The sequence below is a fragment of the Stenotrophomonas indicatrix genome, from assembly GCF_050573115.1.
Lineage (GTDB): Bacteria > Pseudomonadota > Gammaproteobacteria > Xanthomonadales > Xanthomonadaceae > Stenotrophomonas > Stenotrophomonas lactitubi_A.
In genome coordinates, this window is record NZ_JBNYZT010000001.1 from 68,755 (window position 1) to 90,178 (window position 21,424).

At 66.2% G+C, this 21,424-nt stretch carries 14 protein-coding genes; 10 read left to right on the forward strand and 4 right to left on the reverse strand.

Annotated features, from left to right (window positions below; all coding sequences use genetic code 11):
* Nucleotides 1-93 precede the first annotated feature (93 nt).
* The 3 genes from ACQ5SA_RS00380 (at nucleotide 94) to ACQ5SA_RS00390 (ending at nucleotide 1,538) form a co-directional block, all read left to right on the forward strand.
* A complete protein-coding gene (locus ACQ5SA_RS00380) occupies nucleotides 94-348 on the forward strand; it encodes a hypothetical protein (RefSeq protein WP_499311984.1) in 255 nt (84 codons plus the stop codon).
* Nucleotides 345-806, forward strand: coding sequence for a RusA family crossover junction endodeoxyribonuclease (locus ACQ5SA_RS00385; protein ID WP_499311986.1), 462 nt, complete (start codon nucleotides 345-347; stop codon nucleotides 804-806). Before ACQ5SA_RS00380 ends, ACQ5SA_RS00385 begins: the two co-directional genes overlap by 4 nt.
* 198 nt (nucleotides 807-1,004) lie before the next feature.
* Entirely contained in the window at nucleotides 1,005-1,538 is a 534-nt protein-coding gene (locus ACQ5SA_RS00390) for a hypothetical protein (RefSeq protein ID WP_499311988.1), read from the forward strand.
* 536 nt (nucleotides 1,539-2,074) lie between these two features.
* Here ACQ5SA_RS00390 and ACQ5SA_RS00395 read toward each other — a convergent pair.
* Complete coding sequence (locus ACQ5SA_RS00395; protein WP_499311990.1) at nucleotides 2,075-2,449, reverse strand: hypothetical protein; 375 nt, start codon at nucleotides 2,447-2,449, stop codon at nucleotides 2,075-2,077.
* Nucleotides 2,450-3,241: 792 nt separating this feature from the next.
* Between ACQ5SA_RS00395 and ACQ5SA_RS00400 the strand changes: the two genes are divergently transcribed.
* Entirely contained in the window at nucleotides 3,242-9,418 is a 6,177-nt protein-coding gene (locus ACQ5SA_RS00400) for a CshA/CshB family fibrillar adhesin-related protein (RefSeq protein ID WP_499311992.1), read from the forward strand.
* Nucleotides 9,415-13,116 (forward strand): TonB-dependent receptor, encoded by a 3,702-nt coding sequence (locus ACQ5SA_RS00405; protein WP_499311994.1) that lies wholly within the window; start codon nucleotides 9,415-9,417, stop codon nucleotides 13,114-13,116. The genes ACQ5SA_RS00400 and ACQ5SA_RS00405 overlap by 4 nt, the downstream gene beginning before the upstream one ends.
* A gap of 132 nt (nucleotides 13,117-13,248) precedes the next feature.
* Here the strand turns inward: ACQ5SA_RS00405 and ACQ5SA_RS00410 are convergent, their stop codons facing one another.
* Both ACQ5SA_RS00410 and ACQ5SA_RS00415 read right to left on the reverse strand, forming a co-directional pair.
* Nucleotides 13,249-13,608 (reverse strand): response regulator, encoded by a 360-nt coding sequence (locus ACQ5SA_RS00410; protein WP_353099819.1) that lies wholly within the window; start codon nucleotides 13,606-13,608, stop codon nucleotides 13,249-13,251.
* Nucleotides 13,598-14,758, reverse strand: coding sequence for a two-component system sensor histidine kinase NtrB (locus ACQ5SA_RS00415; RefSeq protein WP_499311995.1), 1,161 nt, complete (start codon nucleotides 14,756-14,758; stop codon nucleotides 13,598-13,600). Before ACQ5SA_RS00415 ends, ACQ5SA_RS00410 begins: the two co-directional genes overlap by 11 nt.
* 151 nt (nucleotides 14,759-14,909) lie before the next feature.
* On the opposite strand from ACQ5SA_RS00415, the gene ACQ5SA_RS00420 reads away from it, so the two are divergent.
* The 5 genes from ACQ5SA_RS00420 (at nucleotide 14,910) to ACQ5SA_RS00440 (ending at nucleotide 21,060) form a co-directional block, all read left to right on the forward strand.
* The gene (locus ACQ5SA_RS00420; RefSeq protein WP_499311996.1) at nucleotides 14,910-18,017 is read left to right on the forward strand and encodes a response regulator; all 3,108 of its coding nucleotides are present in this window, start codon (nucleotides 14,910-14,912) and stop codon (nucleotides 18,015-18,017) included.
* The gene (locus ACQ5SA_RS00425) at nucleotides 18,014-18,838 is read left to right on the forward strand and encodes a CheR family methyltransferase (RefSeq protein ID WP_230111786.1); all 825 of its coding nucleotides are present in this window, start codon (nucleotides 18,014-18,016) and stop codon (nucleotides 18,836-18,838) included. Before ACQ5SA_RS00420 ends, ACQ5SA_RS00425 begins: the two co-directional genes overlap by 4 nt.
* The gene (locus tag ACQ5SA_RS00430; protein WP_499311998.1) at nucleotides 18,838-19,413 is read left to right on the forward strand and encodes a chemotaxis protein CheB; all 576 of its coding nucleotides are present in this window, start codon (nucleotides 18,838-18,840) and stop codon (nucleotides 19,411-19,413) included. The genes ACQ5SA_RS00425 and ACQ5SA_RS00430 overlap by 1 nt, the downstream gene beginning before the upstream one ends.
* A complete protein-coding gene (locus tag ACQ5SA_RS00435) occupies nucleotides 19,410-20,549 on the forward strand; it encodes a hybrid sensor histidine kinase/response regulator (RefSeq protein WP_499312000.1) in 1,140 nt (379 codons plus the stop codon). Before ACQ5SA_RS00430 ends, ACQ5SA_RS00435 begins: the two co-directional genes overlap by 4 nt.
* Before the next feature lie 82 nt (nucleotides 20,550-20,631).
* Entirely contained in the window at nucleotides 20,632-21,060 is a 429-nt protein-coding gene (locus ACQ5SA_RS00440) for a BLUF domain-containing protein (RefSeq protein ID WP_499312002.1), read from the forward strand.
* A gap of 3 nt (nucleotides 21,061-21,063) precedes the next feature.
* Here ACQ5SA_RS00440 and ACQ5SA_RS00445 read toward each other — a convergent pair whose 3' ends face one another.
* On the reverse strand, nucleotides 21,064-21,381 hold the full coding sequence (locus tag ACQ5SA_RS00445) for an ArsR/SmtB family transcription factor (RefSeq protein WP_499312003.1): 318 nt from the start codon (nucleotides 21,379-21,381) through the stop codon (nucleotides 21,064-21,066).
* Nucleotides 21,382-21,424 lie beyond the last annotated feature (43 nt).

Here is a 21,424-nt window from a genome sequence, read left to right on the forward strand (position 1 = left end):
TCCTTCCTTGCTTCATACATGCCCCCTGTTGTTGGCACGGATTCTACCGTCCGGGGTGGCTGCGTGAGGACCAAGAATGCCAAGGCATTCACCATGGCAGAGAAGCGCCACGTCGACGCGGTGAAGCTGCTGCCCTGCAGCGTCTGCAGCAGACCAGGACCCAGCGACGCCCACCATATCAAGCAGGGCCAGCACTTCACGACCGTTGCCCTGTGCAAGGACTGCCATCAGGGCAGCTTCAACGGAATTCACGGTCAGAAGCGCATGTGGCTCGTCATGAAGATGGACGAGCTGGGCGCCCTCAACGTCACCCTTTCCAGGCTGCAGCTGAAGGAGGCCGCACGATGATCCACCTGACCCTCCCGTATCCGATCAGCGCGAACTGCTACTGGGCCGTGCGCGTGATTCCGAAGAAGCCGAAGCCGCTGGCGATCACCTACGTGACCGAGGACGCGAAGGCCTACAAGGCGGCGGTCGGCCACCTGGCCAAAGCCGCCGGCCTCCGCGCTCCTTCCACCGGCCGCGTGGGGCTTTACATCAAGCTGTTCCCGCACCGGCCGCAGGATTGGGCGAAGCGTGCACGGAAGGATCCGTACACTTGGGACGACACTGTGCAGTGCATCGACCTCGGCAACTGCGAAAAGGTGTTGTCCGACGCCTTGAATGGCATCGCCTGGGTGGATGACAAGCAGATCCGGCGGACCTTGCTGGAACGCATGGAGCCGGACGAGAAGGGCGCAAGGCTGGAGGTGGCCATCGAGTATCTCGCAGCGGCGCCTTCACTCCTTGACGGTCTCGCCGCGTGACCGGCGCCGAGCTGCGCATGCAGAAGCGGTACCGGTCCTACGTTCAGAAGCATGGCCGCTGCTCCGTCTGCCAGTTCCGACAGGCCGGTGCTGCGGGCTTCCACTGCAAAGGCTGGCCCGAACGGGCCGGGATCTGTGACACCGACAGAAAGCTGCCGGCATTCCGATTCGATGACGCCGTACTGGAGGGCATGCGCGATGCGCAACACTGATCCGCTGACCGAAGAACTGCGCCGCTGGGGGCACGCCCAGGCAAATCGGTTCGCCCTGAGCCGTGCCGACCGCAGCGTCCACGTGCTGGACAAGGTCCGCGACCATGCTCCTTTGACCAGGGAGCGGGCCCTGCAGGATCTGGTCGGGCGCGTCGGGGAATCCCGCCGCCGCTTCATGGCCGCTCGTTCGGGGGTGCAGGGCATGCAGCTCCTGCCGACCTGGGCGGTGGACCCGATCCGCGCGGCCAACGATGCGAGCCATCCCCAAGATCTGCCGGAGATTGCGGTGGACGTGGGCATCCCCGATGAACTGCGCTGGGTGGATCGGGCGCTGGCGTCGATGGCACGGCAATACCCGCTTCGAGCGGTGATCCTACGCACGGAGTTCACCGTGTCGGCCAGCCAGGCGGTGAAGGCCCGGATGGTGGCCGAGCAGTACGGCGGGGAGCTCTCCATCTGGCAGTACCGCCGCGAGCTGCAGGGCGGGGTAGACTTCATGGGCGGCAGGATCGCCGCCTGAAGGAAGACCTATGTACCCCTATGCATGGATGGATCGCCTTGATTGGAAGCCTCAGGCCGACGGCTCTCACGTCGCTGCGATCCTCACGGCAGAGTTCCCTGACGTGACTGATTGCCGTGATGGACAGGAACTTGAGTTTAGTTTTGCGATCTGGAGCAATGAGGAGGAGGGCGCGAGTTTGACCTGTGAAGCTTCGCCGGATGGTGAGTGGATCTACCTCAAAATGGTGAAGCCTCTTGACAAGTTGCACACGCGAACTGTCTAATTCGGCAACTGTCAAGAATTCTACCTGAAGCCCCGGCCCTGCGCTGGGGCTTCTGCGTTTCGGGGCCCCCTACACCGATCGACCACCGAGCGACCAGGCCTGAGTACCTCGCCGAGAGGCGACACGGGCCGGCACCTACTCCTGGGCGGAGAGCGGCTGGGTCCATGACCCCGGCCAAGGTGTCTATCCAGCGGTGGTGATCGGCCTTCTACGCCCGCGGCCCCCCGGACCAACCACGTAACCACGCACCAGCCGGTAGCGGGGCGGGCACCTATGCCGGAGACAACATGGTGATCACTGAAACAGTCGCGGCCGCCAGCAATTCGAGCTGGCGCATGTGATCGATGGCTACGAAGTAGCGCGTGAACTCGGGTTGTTGCCGTGTCACCAGGGCGCATACCTCATGCAGGCCGTAGCCCACGGTGAAGCCCACAATGAAGCCGGCTGAGATCTCGTTTTCCATGGCGGATACTGCGAGGAATCCACCGAACATGGCGACCGACCAGAAGACGAAGAGCGCGATCAGCGATGCGGCAACCGCCAGTGCGTGTGGGACCGAAACCGGTGCGACGGCGGATGACGTCGGTGGCGTTGCCAACTGATGGCTCGCGCCCGCTGGCACGCAGTTTCCTGCATCCATCTTCATTCCGGCTCCTTGTGCGCATGCGGTGCTGCGTTCTGCACATATCGGCCGGCATGCATAAGAATGTAGGGCGCAGGCCGCGTGCAGGTATTCGCAACGACGATGTGTGCCCGGATACTCAACTGCGTGCGGAGCATCAGGCGATTCCAAGTCGTTCTCCACTCCCGCTGCACATCACCTGCACGCCCTGCTGCAAGCGGACTCGGCAGTCTGGTGCTGTCCCCATCGGTTGCCTAGGAGCGCCCCCATGAATACCCCCGGCACCCCCAAGCCTTCCTGGCGCCAGCGCAACGTGCTGCTGACCGTTGCCGCCGTGCTGCTGGTGATCGTGCTGATCCTGCTCTTCGTCCCCTGGTAGCAGCGCGGCGGCCGCCAGGCGCGGCGCGATTCCCCTTCCACTTCGATACCGCCGGTAGCCCATGGCCCGGCGGTTTTTTTGTGTGCGCGCCCGCTAGACGCCTCGCCCGGGCTCCGAAAATGCGTGACGAATTGCCGGAAAGGGCGGTCCGGCTGCCGGATCCGTGCACGAGCCACCGGAGGCCGGTTGCTACAACTGTGCTCGTGGGGCCGGCGCCAGATTTGGCAAACTTAAATGTGACGCACATCACACAATTGTTTGAATTGTGTTATCTTCGTCACAGTTTTGCGAACCTGACCAACAGGGTCCAGGGACGGTTGTAGTCGCCACGGAGCCGGCAGACACGCATTCGTACGCGTCTCCGGGTCCGGGAGAACCATCCCCGGCCACCCACTGAACAGCGGCCCCCCGCGGGGCTGATGACGGGGAAAAACAACATGTGGCAGTCGACGACGTCGCGCATCAGCGCGTGCGGTGAATCCGTTCATCCTGAAAAAAGTGCACACCCCGGCCGGACCGGACGATGGCTGGCCGCCGGCCTGCTGTTGCTGCTGTCGGTGGTGCTGCCATCGTCGGCCTGGGCCGCGGCCTACGCGACCGGCGGCACCAGCCCGTACCGCAACACGGTGCTGTGGCTGACCTGGGGCGGCGGATCGGCGCTGGGTACGCATGGGGTGACGCTGAACAACGGCGATACCTCGTCGATCTCCATGCCCGTTGCCTCCGGCATCGACCTCAACGTCAGCTGCAGCCTGGCCAACATCAGCGGTGGTGGCATCCTGCAGAGCTACCGTCCCGGCAACTTCAGCGGCGACAGCCTGGATGACCTGTACAACGTCGGTGGCGCGGGCGGCGCCAACCAGCTGATCGCAGGCATCTCGCGCAGCAGCGGTACGTCCTCTTTCGAAATCAACTGCGTCTCGACGCTGGGCGGCGCGCCGTATCGCCTGCGCGGCGTGGTGATGGCCGATGCCGAGTCGATCAACAACAGCGGCGAGTTCGTCGAAGCCAGTGCACTGGGCACCTGGAACGTGGTGGAGATGCGCAAGAACCTTGGCGCAGGTGCCTACAACGTGACCAAGTCCAGCAGCGGCAGCAACAGCGTGATCCGCTTCGGGCCGGGCAACGACAACAACACCGCTGCGGTGACGTTCCTCAATTTCGACAATGCCGCACATGCGCCGGGCAACCTTGCGGTAAACATGGGCTTCTCGATGCGCGGCGGCGGCACCACTGCGATCGCCATCGGCCTGCTGGTGCCGTACGCCGACTTCGGCGATGCGCCGCAGAGCTATGGCGACGCAATGCACGTGGTGGACGATCTGCAGTTCCGCCCCGATGGCCTGCCGGTCAACGCAACGCCCACCAACATCAATACCGCCGGCTACACGCCGGGTGGCCTGGCGCCGCCGCTGACCGACTTTCTGGGCACCGTTGGCCCGGACACCGAGCAGAAGAGCAGCTACAGCGCCGATGCGAAGGGTGACGACAACTTCCCCGCAGGCAATCCCAACGAAGAGAACGCCTGGCCGACGAGCTACGTCCTGACGGTGATGCAGGCCGGTACCCAGATCGGCCAACCGGTGGCATGCGTCGGCAACGGCAGCGTGGCCGGCTGGATCGACTTCAACCGCAACGGCACATTCGACCCGGGCGAGCGCAGCAACACGGCTGCATGCAGTGGGGGCAGCGCCACTCTGAGCTGGACAGTCCCCGCGCAGGTAAGCGCGGGCACCAGTTACGTGCGCCTGCGCTACGCAACCAACGCAGCGCAGATCCAGCAACCGACCGGTGTGGCCGACGACGGTGAAGTGGAAGACCACCGGATCACCATCACCGCACCCGCGCTGAAGGTGGTGAAGAGCAACAATGCCACCGGCGGCATCTGGAACTACGGCCAGACCGGTACCCAGTACACGCTGACGATCAGCAACACCACCAACGTACCGACCGGCAATCCGCCGAATGTGCCGGCGGGTGTGATCACCGTGCGCGACCAGTTGCCGACCGGCATCGTGCCGAACTGGACCGGCACCCTCACCAGTGGCAGCTGGAGCTGCACGGCGAGCGGCCAGGCCGTGACCTGCACCAGCAGCCAGGTGCTGTCGGCAGCCGGCACCGCCGGGGGCAGCAGCAGCTTCACCCTGCCGGTGACCGTGTCCGCATCGGCAAGCGGCTTGTTGCGCAACCACGCCAGCGTCGGTGGCGGCTACGATCCGTTCAATGGTGGCAATCCGCCCGCACCGGGCGAGGCCTGCACTGACACCGACCACTGCACCCGCAGCGATGTGACCGTGCCGGTGACCCGGGTGAGCTACGCGAAACGCTCCAACACCACAGGTCCGGTGGCGGTGGGGGCGACGGTGAGCTACACCGTCGATGTCGCCATTGCCGATGGCAACAGCCGCGACGTGCTGACCCTGACCGATACCCTCGGCACCGGTCTGGACTTCGCCAGCGTGACCAATGCCGGCGCCTTCACCTGCAATGCGGCCAATCCGCTGGTGTGCACGCTGCCAGCGGGCACCGTGCCGGGTACCTACAGCCTGACCTATGCGGCCACCGTCAACGCACAGGCCAGTGGCCAGGTGGTCAACACGGTGGTGGGTACCGGCACCGATACTCCCACCTGCAGCAGCAACTGCACCACCACCACGCCGGTGGCGGCGCCGCGCATTTCGGTCTCCAAGGCCAGCGCTACGGCCGGTCCGGTTGCGGTGGGCGACAGCGTTGCCTACACGGTGAGCGTGGTCGTGGCCGATGCGCGCACCACCGCTGTGACCACGCTGACCGACACCCTGGGCACCGGCCTGGACTTCGGCAGCCTGACCAATGCCGGCGGCTTCAGCTGCGTGCCCGGCAATCCGCTGGTGTGCACGCTGCCAGCCGGTACCGTGCCAGGAACTTACGCGTTCTCGTATACCGGCATCGTCAACGCACAGGCTGTTGGCCAGGTGCGCAATGCCGTCGTGCCGAGCGGTCCCGACAATCCGTCGTGCGTCGGCAGCTGTGATACCACCACGCCACTGGCCAGCCCGCAGGTGAGCTACACCAAGCAGGCGTCCACCGGTGGACCGGTGCGGGTGGGCGACAGCATCGGCTATACGCTCAGCGTGACCGTTGCGCGTTCGCGCACCACCGATGTGGTCACCCTCACCGATACGCTGGGCAGCGGCCTGGATTTCAGCAGTGTGACCAGCGCGGGCATCTTTACCTGCAATGCGGCCAACCCGCTGGTGTGCACGCTGCCCGCAGGCACGGTGCCGGGTACCTACAGCCTGAGCTACACCGCCACGGTCAATGCGCAGGCCAGCGGCACGGTACGCAATGCCGTACTCGGCACCGGCACCGACACGCCTTCGTGCACGACCAACTGCGATACCACCACGCCGGTGGCGACGCCGGGCGTGAGCTATGCCAAGTCGGTGAACAGCACCGGTCCCGTGTCGGTGGGTGACAGCCTGACCTACACCCTGACCACGGTGGTCACCAACTCGCGCACCACCGACGTGGTGACGCTGACCGACACGCTGGGCAGTGGCCTGGATTTCGGCAGCGTGACCAGTGCCGGCATCTACGCCTGCAATGCGGCCAATCCGCTGGTGTGCACATTGCCGGCGGGTACCGCACCGGGTAGTTACAGCCTGTCGTACACCGCTGTGGTCAACGCCCAGGCCACCGGCCAGGTGACCAATGCGGTGCTGGGCAGCGGTGGTGACAACCCGAGCTGCACCGTCAACTGCGATACCACCACGCCGGTGGCAGGCAGCCAGATCGACTACCGCAAGACCTCGGCCGCCGCCGGCCCGGTCAAGGTGGGTGACAGCATCGCCTACACCCTGACCGCGGTGGTCAGCCGCTCGCGCACCACGGCTGTGTTCAGCCTGACCGACACCATGGGGCAGGGCCTGGACTTCGGTGCAGTCACCGCCACCACCGGTTTCACCTGCAATGCCGCCAATCCGCTGGTGTGCACGTTGCCGGCCGCCACCGCACCGGGCACCTACACGGTCAACTACACCGCAACGGTGAATGCACAGGCCAAGGGCAGCGTCAGCAATGCCGTGCTTGGCAGCGGCACCGGTACCAATACCTGCACCACCGATTGCACCACCACTACCCCGGTGCTGGCGGCGATGGTCACCTACCGCAAGTCCTCCAGCACCGCATCGCCGGTCAACATGGGGGATGCGGTGGACTACAGCGTCGAAGTGGTGGTCGCCAACTCGCAGACCACCGATGTGCTCACCCTCACCGATACCCTGGGCACAGGCCTGGACCTGCAGGCGGTGACCCAGTCGGGTGCCTTCACCTGCAACGCCAGCAATCCGCTGGTATGCACGCTGCCGGCAGGTACCGCACCCGGTACCTACACGCTGGGCTACCGCGCGCAGGTCAATGCGCAGGCCAGTGGTAGCGTCCGCAACGCGGTGCTGGGCCGTGGCGGCGACACCCCGAGCTGCACGGGTACCTGCAGTACCGAGCACGTGCTCGCCGAGCCGCGCGTGGTGCTGGAAAAGCTGTCCGGCCCCGCCAGTGGCAGTGAAGTGCGCCCGGGTGACCGGCTGCGCTACACCCTGCGGGCCACCGTCGAGCGCGCGTCGCTGCGGCAGCCGCTGCAGCTGCTGGATACGCCCGATGCTGGCCTGAGCGTGGACACGCTGCCGGCAGGTTGCGTGCAGCAGGGCACCGACATCGTCTGCACGCTGCCGACCGGTACCCCGGTGGGACAGCATGAATTCGTCTACCAGGCCATCGTCAACCAGGAAGCACGCACGGAAGTGCTCAACCGCCTGCGCGGCCAGTACCCGGATGGCTCGCCGCCGCCGGAGTGCACCACCTGCGAAACGCGGCACAAGGTGATCTCGGACTTCGCGCTGCGCATCACCAAGACCGCCAACCCGCGCCTGGTGAAGGTCGGCGACCTGGTGCGCTACCAGCTGGTGGTCGAGAACGTCGGCAGCAGCCATTGGCGCAATGGTGTGGTGGTCGATACGCCGCCGCCGGGCTTCAGCTATGTGGATGGCTCGATGCGGGTGGCTGACGACGACGGTGCGTTCTCGCTGGGCGGCAGCCAGACCCCACTGCGCATTGGCGCGGTCGACATTGCCGTGGGCCGCAGTGCCACCATCACCTACCTGCTGCGGGTGGGCGCGGGCGTGCGCGCCGGCAACCACGTCAACCAGGCCGTGGCCACTGCCGACGACGGCACCCCGCTGTCGAACGTGGCGACCGCTGAAGTGCGCATGGATGCCGATCCGTTGCTGGAAGACAGCCTCGTGTTCGGCACCGTGTTCGATGACCGCGACGGTGACGGCTGGCAGGACAGTGCAGAACTGACCGGTGTGCGCGTGCAGGGCGGCTTCGCACCGGCGGCCTACGTGCCGGGCTCGACAACGCTGGATCGTGGTGATGGGCCGCAGCCGTTGGCCGATGCCAGCGCGCCGCTGCTGCATGGCGTGCAGGTGGGCGTGGTTCATGGGCTTGCGTCCACCTCGGACACGGTCGAGAGCCACCAGGTGGTGATCCGCCAGCGCCTGCGCGAATTGTCCTTCACCGATGATTTCGTGCTGGAAAGCGCACAGGGCCATCGCCTGCAGCTGGATGCGCAGGGTGTGGCGTCCGTGCAGCGCAGTGGCGAGGCGGCCAAGGGCCTGACCGCGGCCGAGCCGGTCGTGCATCGTGAGATCGCGCGTGTCGTTGAGGGCTATGAAGTGGCCTATGTGATCCGCAACCACGGCATCCAGGAGCAGGGCATTCCTGGCGTGCGCCTGGCCACGGTGGAAGGCCTGCTGATCGAAACCGATCCGTTCGGTCGTTACCACCTGGCCGATGTGCACGGTGGCGACGCGCGGTTGGGTCGCAACTTCATCGTCAAGCTGGACCCGGCAACGGTACCGGGTGGATCCGAGCTGACCACCGAGAATCCGTTGCTGCGACGGGTCACCCAAGGCGTGCCGACCCGCTTCAGCTTCGGCGTGCGCCTGCCGCCGTCGCCGCAGGCGGCTGCCGAGCGTGCTGAGCTGGCCTTGGGCGAGGTGTTGTTCGCCCCGGGCAGCAGCGAACTGCGCGCCAGCTATCGCCCGGTGCTGGCGAAGATGGCCGAGGTGGTTGACCGTTACCAGGGCGGTGACGTGGTGATTGCCGCCAACGGCGAAAGCCAGGCATTGGCTTTCGCCCGTGCGGTAGCCGTGCGTGATGCGCTGCAGGCCGAGGTGGCCGAAGGGGCGCGCGCTGGCCTGACCGTGCAGCTGCGTACCGACGTGCGCGATCCGCACTCGGTGGTCGCTGGCGTTGATGCCGGTGGTGCGTTGCTGGGCAACGTGCTGTTCGACACCGACAAGGCGGTGATCCGCGAGGAGTTCAAGCCACTGCTGGCCGCCATCGCCGCGCGCCTGGAGCAGATGGGGGGCGGTCAGGTCAGCCTGGTCGGCCATACCGATGTGCGGGGCAGCCATGTCTACAACCAGGCGTTGGGCCTGCGCCGTGCCAACGCTGTATTCGAAGCGCTGCGCGTCCAGCTCAGCCCCGCCGTGCAGCAGCGTCTGCGCGTGCGCAACGAGGAGACCGCCGCCACCCGCGCGGCGGCCCGCCAACAGGAGGTCCGCCGATGAGCGCCCATCACTCTGTCGCGCGGCGTCCCGCCCGCCTGCACCGCGCTGCGTTGTACCAGGCGCTGCTGTTGGGCCTGGCAGCAACCGCGCAGGCGGCCCCGCCGCCAGCCAACGACACGCCCACCGGCGGCACGCCCATCCACTGCGAGGGCAACCAGTGCAGTGCTGAGGGCGACCTGCTGTTCACCCTGCGCTCGCGCAGCTTCGATGAGCCGGTGACCGACGGCACGTCGACGCGCTCGTCGTCGCAGGTGCTGCAGCCGGACCGTCGCGTAAGCGTGGCGCTGGACGAGCCGGGTAAGGCGACCGTGCGCGGTGAGTTCATGATCCGCCTGCCGGAAGGCGGCGCGATCTGGGCCACCGAAGACCCGGCCATGGGCCTGCCCGAGCTGTCGATCTCGGCGCCGGGCATGGTGGCGTTCGATCAGGGCCGCATCGTGCGTCCGGTCGAATTCTTCGTGCGTGGCAACTACACAGCGTTCATCAAGCGCCTGGAAGTGAGCATCTACCGCGGTAGCGACAGCGACCGGGTCGCGCCCTTGGCGACTTTTGAACTGCCTGTGGCTGCGGTCGGGCAGGGCAGTTGGGATGGTGCGCTGCCGGCATCCACGCCGCTGCGTCGTGGCGACCGCTTGGTCTATTTGCTGCGTGCGTACGATGCCGAGGGCAATGTCGATGAGACATCGGCGCAGTCCATGCAGCTGGTGACGCTGGCCGAAGTGGAGCGTGGCAACCAGCAGTTGCGTGACGCCCTGGAAGATCGCCGCGGTACTGCCGTCGATGCGAACCAGGCCGCTTCGTTGTCACTGCTGGAGCAGGTGTTCGACAGCAACGGCCTGCGTCAGCAGAACATCCCGGTGTACGGCTCGCGCGTGCGCCTGCGGGGCCGTGACCTGCCGCTTGGCGCGGCACTGAAGATCAATGGCGAAAGCTACCCGTTGGACCAGGACCGCAAGTTCGCCGCCGAGTACCTGATGCCGATCGGTCATCACGCGTTCGATGTGCGGGTCGAGCGCCCGGACGCACCAGCGATCGCGCGCACGCTGGAGGTGGATGTCAGCGGCAGCTATCTGTTCGGTGTCGGCTTGGCCGATGTCACGGTGTACCAGAACAAGGCCAGCGGTGCAGGCCGCGATGTCGCCCGTGGCGAGCGCGATGACGATGTGCTCAGTGACGGGCGCCTGGCGTTCTATCTGAAGGCCAAGACGCGCGGCCGTTATCTGCTGACCGCGCAGGCCGATACGCAGAACCGGCCGTTGGACGAACTGTTCAGCGGTTTCACCACCGCCGATCCGCAGGATCTGTTCCGCAGCCTGGACCCGGACCTGTATTACCCCACCTATGGCGACGATTCGCTGACCCAGCGTGACGTCGACAGCATGGGCCGCTTCTACCTGCGCATGGACTGGGACAAAAACCAGGCACTGTGGGGCAACTACAACACCGGCCTGAGCGGTACCGAATACGCCCAGTACGTGCGTTCGCTGTACGGTGCGGCGCTGTCGTGGCGCTCACGCGGCGCCAATGCCTGGGGCGATGCGCAGACCGAACTGCGCCTGTTCGGTTCACAGGCCGAGACCGCGCCGGGCCACAGCGAGTTCATCGGCACCGGCGGCAGCCTGTATTACTTGCGCCACGCGAGCATCCTGCGCGGCTCGGACCAGGTGGTACTGGAGATCCGTGACCGCACCACCGGCCGCGTCGAGCAGCGGGTGTCGCTGGTGCGCGGTGCCGACTACGAGATCGACGCACTGCAGGGACGCATCCTGCTGACCCGGCCACTGGCCCAGGTCAGCCGCGAGAACCTGCGCCGGATCAGCCGCGACGTGCCGCTGGACGGCTACGAGCAGCGCCTGATCGTCGACTACGAATGGGTACCGACCGGCTTCGACAATGACGACATCACCGCTGGCGTACGTGGCAAGCACTGGTTCGGCGATCACGTGGCGATGGGCGCCACCTATGTGGACGAACAGCGCGCCGGCCAGGACTATTCGCTGCGCGGTGCGGACCTGACGCTGCAGGCCGGGCGTGGTACCTACCTGAAGGTCGAGCACAGCCGCAGCGAGGCGACCAGCGCGCCGGTGTTCTTCTCCGACAACGGTGGCCTGAGCTTCACCCGCCTCAACCCCGAGGGGCCACGCGAAGGCGAGGCGACCGCGGTGGAGGCACGGGTGAACCTGCGCGAGCTGGGTTGGACCCAGCGCGACTGGAGTGCCGGCGCCTGGTGGCGGCAGGTCGAGGGTGGTTACTCGGTGGGCCGCTTCGATACCGGCCAGCGCGTGCGTGAGCAGGGCGCCGAGCTGCTGGGCTACGTGACCGACGATTTCAGTCTGTATGCGCGTTACAGCGAAGCACGGCGTGGCAATGAATCGTTGATCCAGGCGCAGGCCACCGCCGAATGGCGGATCGGCGACAACGACCGCGTGTCGGCCGAGCTGCGTCGGGTGCAGGAAGACCGCGGCATCGGCAGCAATGCCGGTGTGCTGGCGGCAGCGCGCTACACCCATCGCATCGGCACCGCGCTGGACATCTATGGCGGTGGCCAGCTGACGGTCGATGACGATCATGGCCGCTATGCGGACAATGACGCGGTGGTCGCCGGTGGTACCTACACCTTTGCCAACCTGTCCACGATCGGTGCCGAGGTCAGTGATGGTGATCGTGGCAGCGCCGCGCAGGTCAATGCGGAGTACAAGCTGACCCCGCAGCACAGCTTCTATGGTGCGTTCACCCAGTCCACCGACCGCAGCGAGTACGACCCGCTGTTCAGCCCGAACGCGCAGGATGGCTGGACGCTGGGCCAGCGCTGGCGCCTGTCCGACCAGGTCAACGTGTTCAATGAGAGCCAGTTCCTGAAGTCCGGCCAGGAGTCCGGCCTGGCGAACACCTTCGGCATGGATTTCTATCCGGCGGTGGGCTGGAACGCGGGCTTCACCCTCAGCGATGGCAAGCTGGATGCGAGCAGTGGCCAGGTCGACCGCAAGGCCGTCAGCCTGTCCGGCGGCCGTACGTCGCCGGGTACCGAGTGGCAGAGCAAGGTGGAGTGGCGTCGCGACACCGGTGCGGAACGGCGCACGCAGTGGGTCAGCACCAACCGCCTCAGCCATCGCCTCAATGACAGCTGGCGGATCGCCGCGCGGTTCAACTATGCGGACACCGACGATGCGATCAACCCGGTGGCCGGTGCACGCTTCATCGAAGGCAATCTCGGCTTCGCCTACCGCCCCTGGGACAATGATCGCTGGGCGCTGTTCGGCCGTTACAGCTATCTGTACGACCTGTCGACGATGGGCCAGGTCAACGGCGTGGACTACGACCAGCGAACCCAGGTGTTGTCGCTGGAAGGCGTGTACCGCATCGACCAGCGCTGGGAAGTAGCGGCCAAGCTGGCCCGCCGCGAAGGCGAGGTGCGCTATGGCCGGGGTACCGGACCGTGGTTCGATTCAGCGACGAACTTCGGTGCCGCGCAGCTGCGCTATGACCTGTACTACCAATGGCATGGCCTGCTGGAGTACCGCCTGCTGGACGTGCGTGATGGCGGTCGCCGGCAGGGTTGGCTGGCCGGTGTGGACCGCGATGTCGGCCGCAACTTCCGGGTCGGCGTGGGCTACAACTTCACCGACTTCAGCGACGACCTGACGAAGTTCGACTACACGCACCGCGGCTGGTACCTGAACCTGGTGGGTCGCTATTGAGGGCCGTGCAACGCCAGGCCATGCCTGGCGGGCCCGCAACGGTCGCTACCAGTAGTGCCAGGCCATGCCTGGCAGAGCAGTCACGGTCGCTACCCAGTAGTGCCAGGCCATGCCTGGCAAGGCAGCAACCGCTCACTCCTGCTTGAGCAGCTCCACCAGCTGCCTCAACCGATAGGGCTTGGGCAGGAACTCCACCTGCTCGGGCAGCGGCGGCAACTGCGAGCGCGCGTAGCCGGAAGACAGAATCATCCGCGCCTGCGGCTGGTCCCGCGCCACATGCTCGCTCAGCTCGATGCCGGACATGCCGTTGGGCATGCTGATGTCACTGAACACCACATCAAAGCGCGTGCCACCCTGCAGCAGGGCGACTGCTTCCTGCGCATCCGCCGTGGTCGCCACGTCGATGCCGAAGTCGCGCAGGGCCAGCCCGATCATCTCGCGCAGATCGGTCTGGTCCTCCACCATCAATACGCGGATCGGATCATCGGTCATGTGCGGGGTCCTCGGTAGCAGGGAGCAGCAGGCTGACCGTGGTGCCGACACCGGGCGTGGTGGACACATCAACGAAACCGCCACTCTGGGTGGTGAATCCGAACACCTGGCTCAGGCCCAGACCGCTGCCCTTGCCGATGTCCTTGGTGGTGAAGAAGGGTTCGGTCGCGCGCTCGGCGATGTCCGGGGCCATGCCATGGCCCTCATCGCAGACGCTCAACGTCACATAGGTCCGTTGCCGGGATGTGTCGGCGTCGGGGTCCATACGGTGTTCCAGCGCGGTGGCGATCACTACCCGGCCGCCTCCAACGGTGGCATCCGCGGCGTTGCCGACCAGATTGGCAAGCGCTGTCTGCAGCTGCACGGTGTCGCTGAGTATCGCAGGCAGGCCGGCAGCCAGCGCGGTTTCCAGGGTGACGCCGGCAGGGCAGGTGGCCTGCAGGGCGGGCAACCAGTCGCTGATCCGCGCATTGATGTCCAGCGTTTCACGGATCAATGTCTGCCCGGTGCTGAAGGCCAGCAGCTGCCGGGTCAGCAGTGCGCCCCGATCGCTGGCTGCCTGCGCAGTGGTGAGCAGGGTGTTGGCGCGCTCATCATCCCCCATGCGCGCGGACAGGAGGTCCAGCGCATTGACGATGGTGGTCAGCAGGTTGTTGAACTCATGGGCCAGGCCGCGGCTGAGCTGGCCGACCGTCTCGAACTGCTGGGTCTGGCGCAGCGCCCGCTGGGCATCGCGCAGGAGCCGTTGTGCCTGCCACTGTTCAGTGATGTCGCGGGTGATCTTGACGAAGCCCACCAGTTCGCCGTTCTCGAGCACCGACTCGATGACCACGCTGGCACGGAACGGAGAACCGTCGCGGCGCACCCGCCAACCTTCGGCGGCGTGGTGCCCGCTTTCCGCCGCCAGTCGCAGCAGGTGCTGTGGCTCGCCGGCATCACGATCGGCCGGCAGGTAGAAGCGTCCGAAATGGGTGCCGATGACTTCTTCCGACCGATAGCCCTTGATGCGCTCCGCGCCGGGGTTCCAGCTGCAGACGATGCCATCAGGGCCGAGCAGGTACAGCGCATGGTCGCGCACGCTGTCGATCAGCAGTCGCAGCTGTCGGGAAGGGTCCGTCAGCACGGACGGCGTCGAAGCGGCAGCGACCACGATGAAATGCGTATTACCTGTGTGAGGCACGAGAACGTAGGCAGTGGAGTGTGAAGAAGATGTGCACGCAACGCCCGTGCCATAGGTCGTATGCGGCTGAATGCGACACGGAGTAACATCAGCCCCCTTTTCCAATGTGGAACCGACCTGCATGCGTCCTGGTGCGACTACGCGAGACCGCTGGATCTGGATGGCGTCGGCGGTACTGGTGGCGGCCACGGCCGCGGCGGAACTGGTGGTGCCGCTGGGCTACGCCGTATGGCTGGCCTATTTCATGGCCATCGGCGTCACCGTGTTCCAGCGCAGTGCCCGGGTGCCGTTTGTGGTGGCCGTCAGCGCCTGCGTGCTGCTGGCGGTGGGCTACAACGTGGCGCCGGCCAGTACCAATTCATCCTTCTCGTTCGTCAACCGGAGCATCGGTGGCGCCGCCTTCCTGATGATCGCGCTGATCGCATCGCGTGCCATCCAGGCGCGCCGGGAGGCCATGCGCGCGCTGTGGCTGCAGGAGGCGGAAAATGCCGTGTCGCTGGGCCTGCGCGGCGAGCTGGCGCCGGAACAGATCGCCGAGGCGGCGGTGACGGCACTGGCAACCCATCTGCGTGCGGACGTCGGAGCGCTTTATCGGCTTGAGGGCGGCCGCCTGCAGCTGACCGGTGGACTGGCATTGCCGGCTGGCATCCCGGCGACACTGGGCCTGCAGGAAGGGGTGGCAGGGCAGGTGGCCCGCGACCAGCTGGCGCGGCACCTGCAGGGTGGTGACGCGGCGCCGCTGGAACTGCAGACCAGCCTGGGACGTGTGCCTGTGCGCGAGCGCATCCTCGCCCCGGTCAGCAGTGACGGCGCCGTGGTCGGTGTGATCGAGCTCGGCCGCGCGGTCGCCGGTGAGCAGCGTGCACTGGATGACGAACTGCTGCAGCGCTGCGCCGAAACGATCGGCATGGCACTGCGCACCTCGTTGCTGCGCGGGCAGCTGATGGTGCTGCTGGAGGAGTCGCAGCGCCAGGGCGAAGAACTGCAGGCACAGCAGGAAGAACTGCGTGTTGCCAACGAAGAGCTGGAAGAGCAGAGCCGCAGCCTGATGCAGTCGCAGAGCCATCTGGAACAGCAGCAGGCCGAGCTTGAGCAGAGCAATGTGCAGCTGGAAGAGCGCACCCACGAGCTGGAGGCGCAGAAGCAGGCGCTGCTGGTCGCGCAGGGCCAGCTGGTGCGCAACAGCAACGAACTGGCCGCCACCTCGCGCTACAAGTCCGAGTTCCTGGCCAACATGTCGCACGAGCTGCGCACACCGTTGAACAGTTCGCTGATCCTTGCCAAGCTGCTGGCCGACAACAAGGACGGCACGCTCAGCGATGAGCAGGTCAAGTACGCCCGCGCCATCCTGTCCTCCAACAACGACCTGCTGGCGCTGATCAACGACATCCTCGATCTGTCGCGCATCGAAGCAGGACACGTCGAACTGGCCGATGAAGTGGTGGTGGTCGACAGCGTGCTGCAGCGGCTGCGTGAAACCTTCGAGCCGATGGCCCGGCAGAAGGGCCTGGTGCTGCAGATCGAGGCCGATGGCCTGGCCCCCAGTCAGCTGGTGACCGACAATCAGCGCCTGCAGCAGATCCTGAAGAACCTGTTGGCCAACGCGGTCAAGTTCACCGAGCACGGCAAGGTCAGCCTGCAGGTGCGCAACGGCGGCAACGGCCGCATCCGCTTCGAGGTCTCCGACAGCGGCATCGGCATCGCGCGCGACCAGCTGCAGTTGATATTCGAAGCGTTCCGTCAGGCCGATGGCAGTACCCGTCGTCGTTACGGTGGTACCGGCTTGGGCCTGTCGATTTCGCGCGACCTGGCGGTGCGCATGGGCGGTGACATCCAGGTGGACAGCGAGCCGGGCCGTGGCAGCTGCTTCATTCTGGAGCTGCCGCTGCAGGGCGCGCCGACGGCTGAGGCCGCCGCAGACGCTGCGATGGCCGTGCCCGTACAGCGGGCTTCCGCCGCGACGACGGCACCTGCACCTCTTGCCCAGCGGTTCAGTGCTGCCCCGGTCGCGCCGGTCGCCACGGTGGCCGATGACCGTGGCCGCCGCCACCACGCAGGGCGGTTGATCCTGGCCGTGGAAGATGATGCGGTCTTCGCCGAAGCGCTGGTGACGCTGGCCCACGAACTCGATTTCGACTGCGTGGTGGCTACCACGGCGGAAGAGGCGCTGGCGCTGGCGGCAGACCTGCGTCCCAACGGCATCCTGCTGGACATCGGCCTGCCGGACGTCTCCGGCCTGACCGTGCTTGAACGACTCAAGCGCAACCCTGACACCCGGCACATTCCGGTGCACGTGGTCTCGGGCATGGACCGCAGCCAGGTGGCGCGCGAGCTGGGCGCGATTGGTTTCGCGATCAAGCCGACCACGCGCGAGCGGCTGGTGGCTGCCATCGAACAGCTTGAACAGACCAGCCAGCGCGACGTGCGTCGCCTGCTGATCGTGGAGGACGACAACGACCTGCGCCGCAACCTGGAACTGCTGCTGGGCCGCGACCAGCTGCAGATCGCTGCTGTCGGCACGCTGGCGGCAGCGGTGGAACAGCTGAGCACGGTCACCTTCGACTGCATGGTGATGGACCTGTCGCTGCCCGACGGCAGTGGCTACGACCTGCTTGAGCACATGGCGGGCAATGATGACGTCGGCTTCCCGCCGGTCATCGTCTACACCGGCCGTGCCCTCAGCCGCGCAGAAGAGCAGCGCCTGCGCCGCTACTCCAAGAGCATCATCATCAAGGGCGCGCGTTCGCCCGAGCGCCTGCTCGACGAGGTGACGCTGTTCCTGCACAGCGTGGAGGCCAACCTGCCCAGCGACCAGCAGCGCCTGCTGCGCGAAGCGCGCCGCCGCGATACCGTGCTCGACGGACGTACCGTACTGCTGGCCGAGGACGATGTGCGCAACATCTTTGCGCTGTCCAGCGTGCTGGAGCCGCTGGGGGTGACGCTGGAGATCGCCCGCAATGGCCAGGAGGCCGTTGATCGCCTTGCCCAGCGTGAAGTGGACCTGGTGCTGATGGACATCATGATGCCGGAGAAGGATGGCCTGCAGGCGATGCGCGAGATCCGCGCGCAGCGCCACCTGCAGGACCTGCCGATCATCGCGCTGACCGCCAAGGCCATGCCCGATGACCGTGAGCGCTGCCTGCAGGCCGGTGCCAACGATTACATCGCCAAGCCCATCGACGTCGACAAGCTGGTATCGCTGTGCCGGGTCTGGTGCTCGCGGCAATGAACGAGCAGGCGCTGTTCGACCTGGAGCTGAAGGTACTGCTGGAAGCGCTGTACCAGCGCTACCACTACGACTTCCGCAGTTACGCGGTGTCCTCGCTGCGCCGTCGCGTCAGCCAGGCCATGCAGCGCTACGAATGCGAGCGCCTGTCGGACCTGCAGCATCGGCTGCTGCACGAGCCGGAGCTGTTCGCCCAGGCCATGCAGTTCTTCACCGTGCAGGTCTCGGAGATGTTCCGTGACCCGGAGTATTTCCGGCAGATGCGCGAACAGGTGGTGCCGGTGCTGCGCACCTACCCCTCGGTGAAGCTGTGGGTGGCCGGCTGCAGTACCGGCGAGGAAGTGTGGTCGCTGGCAATCCTGCTGCATGAGGAAGGCCTGCTTGAGCGCAGCATCGTCTACGCCACCGATATCAATCCTGCGGCACTGGCCACGGCCGAGGCCGGCGCCTACAGCATCGACCGCCTGGCCCAGTTCAGCCGGAATTACCTTGCCGCTGGCGGCACCGGTTCACTGTCGGACTATTACACCACCGCCTACGACGGGGCGGTCTTCGACCGCCAGCTGCGCCGCAACGTGGTGTTCGCCGACCACAGCCTGGCCACCGACACGGTGTTTTCGGAAGTGCACCTGGTGTCCTGCCGCAATGTGCTGATCTATTTCAACCGCGACCTGCAGGATCGGGCGGTGGGGTTGTTCCGCGAAGCATTGGTGCATCGCGGTTTCCTCGGCCTGGGCAGCAAGGAGTCGCTGCAGTTCGGTCGCCATCACGATGCGTTCGAAGCCTGTTCGCGGGAGCACCGCCTGTACCGGAAGGTGGCCTGATGGTGGCGATGTCCCGCCCTGAAGTGGTGGTGATCGGTGCATCGGCCGGTGGCGTGGCCGCCCTGCAGATCGTGCTTGGCGCGTTGCCGGCCACCCTGCCTGTGCCGGTACTGGTGGTGCTGCATCTGCCGCGCGACCGTTCCAGTCGCATCGCCGATGTGTTGGCACCGTATTGCGCGCTGACCGTGCGCGAAGCGGAGGACAAGCAGCCCCTGCAGGCGGGAACGGTGACGTTCGCGCCGCCCGATTACCACCTGTTGGTGGAGGACACGCAGGCCATCGCACTGTCGATGGACGATCCGGTGCTGTTCTCGCGGCCGGCCATCGATCCGCTGTTCGAATCTGCCGCAGCCGTGTTCGGCACGCGCGTGCTGGCGATCCTGCTGACCGGTGCCAGCAGCGATGGCAGTGACGGCGTGGCCGCGGTGCGCGCCGCCGGTGGCCAAGCTTGGCTGCAATGCCCCGAGGAGGCCGAGGCATCGATGATGCCGGCCTCCGCCCTGCAGCGTGCCGGCGCCGATGCCGTGCTGCCCCTTGAATTGATGTGTCGTCGCCTGAAGGAGTTGTTTGCATGAACCTGCTGCCGCCGGACCCTGCCCAGTCGCAGGCCCCGGTCAACCTGCTGATCGTCGACGACGTACCGCAGAACCTGGTGGCCATGGAGGCGCTGCTGCGACGCGAGGGCGTCAACCTGCTGCTGGCCGATTCCGGCGCGCAGGCGCTGGAACTGCTGCTGGAGCATGAGGTGGCGCTGGCGCTGCTGGATGTGCACATGCCGGAGATCGACGGCTTCATGCTGGCCGAGCTGATGCGCGGCTCGCAGCGCAGCCGCGATGTGCCGATCATCTTCCTGACCGCCTCGCCGGACGATCCACACCGGGTCTTCAAGGGTTACGAGACCGGCGCGGTGGATTTCCTGCACAAGCCGGTGGCGCCGCCGGTGATCCTCAGCAAGGTCAACGTGTTTATCGAGCTTTACCAGCAGCGACAGCTGCTGAAGGCGCGCAACGAGGCGCTGGAGCGCGCGCTGAAGCTCAACGAAACCATGGCCGCGGTGCTGACCCACGACCTGCGCACGCCGTTGTCGGCGATCCTGCTGTGTGCCGACAAGCTGTCGCTGGAGCTGCCGGCCGATAGTGCCGGTGCGCAGCAGACGCTGACTTACCTGGAAGCCAGCACGCTGCGGATGGCGCGCATGGTCGAGCAGTTGCTGGACTTCTCGCGGATCCGCAGTGGTGGCCTGCGTCTGCAGACCGGTGCCTGCGACCTGGCCGAGGTGACGCGTGCGGTGCTGGTGGAGGCCGGTGCCGGTCATCGAGCTGATCGCATCGCGCTGGACGTCCGGGGTGATGCGACCCTGCAGGGCGACATGGATCGCCTGGGGCAGGTGATCGCCAATCTGGTCGGCAACGCACTTACCCATGGCGCTGAGGCGGCGGTGCAGGTGCAGGTCGATGGTGGCGATGCAGGCGTTGTCGCGCTGCGTGTAAGCAACGCAGGCCATGTCGATGAAGCGTTGCTGCCGCGATTGTTCGAACCGTTCAAGGCAAGCTTCCACCAGAGCAACGGCTTGGGCCTGGGCCTGTACATCGTTGACCAGTTCGTGCGCGCCCATGGCGGGCAGTTGAGCGCGCGCAACGACGCCGGGCAGGTGGTGTTCGAGGCACTGCTGCCTCGTCGCAATGATGGACGCAGCGTGGCCGTTTCCTGAATTCTTCAGTTAACGCGCGGGTGTACTGAGACGGACTCGTCCGCAACTGCTACCGTGGCACCACTCTTGCAAAGGAAGCTCCATGCCACTGCGTGCCATCGCCTATGTCAGCCAGGCCAAGCCGGATCTGTCCGCCGAACGTCTGCAGATGCTGGTCGAGGATGCCGCGCGCTTCAACAAGCTGGCAGGGGTGACCGGCGTGCTGCTGAATGACGGCGAGCGCTTCCTGCAGTACATCGAAGGCCCACCCGATGGCATCGATTCGGTGTATGAGCGCATCCTGCAGGCCAGCAGCCATGTCGACATCGTCGAGCTGGCGCGCGGCCGGGTTGGCCAGCGCCAGTTTCCGTACTGGGCGATGCGCGTGTTGCCGGTGGACGCTGCGCTGCTGCGCCAGCTTTCTGCAGGTGACTGGGCGGGGTTCGCCCGCACGGTGAACGGTGACAGTGCATCGTTTACCGCGGTGGATCTGTTGACCGAGGTCGTGCGGCCGGCGCTCAGCGCGGGCTGATTGTTAGCGCTGCGGCGCGCAGTACGCCGCGTGCAATGCCTGCAGCACCCCCAGCGCCGGACCGTCCAACAGCCGATAGTGCAGTGTCTGTGCCTGCCGTCGCGTTGCCACCACATCCAGATTGCGCAGCACAGCCAGATGCTGTGACAGCGCCGACGCGCTCAGGCCAGTGACGGTCAGCAGTTCCTGCACCGGTGCTTCGCCTTCCACCAGACGACACAGCACGCGCAATCGCGCCGGATGTGCCAGCGATTTCAGCAGGGCGGCCGCCTGTGCTGCATGCGTCGCCATCGCGGTACTGTCCGTGGTGATGCTGGGCATGGCTTGACCGGGAAGTTAAGGAAAGTCTAATTTAGAGAAATCT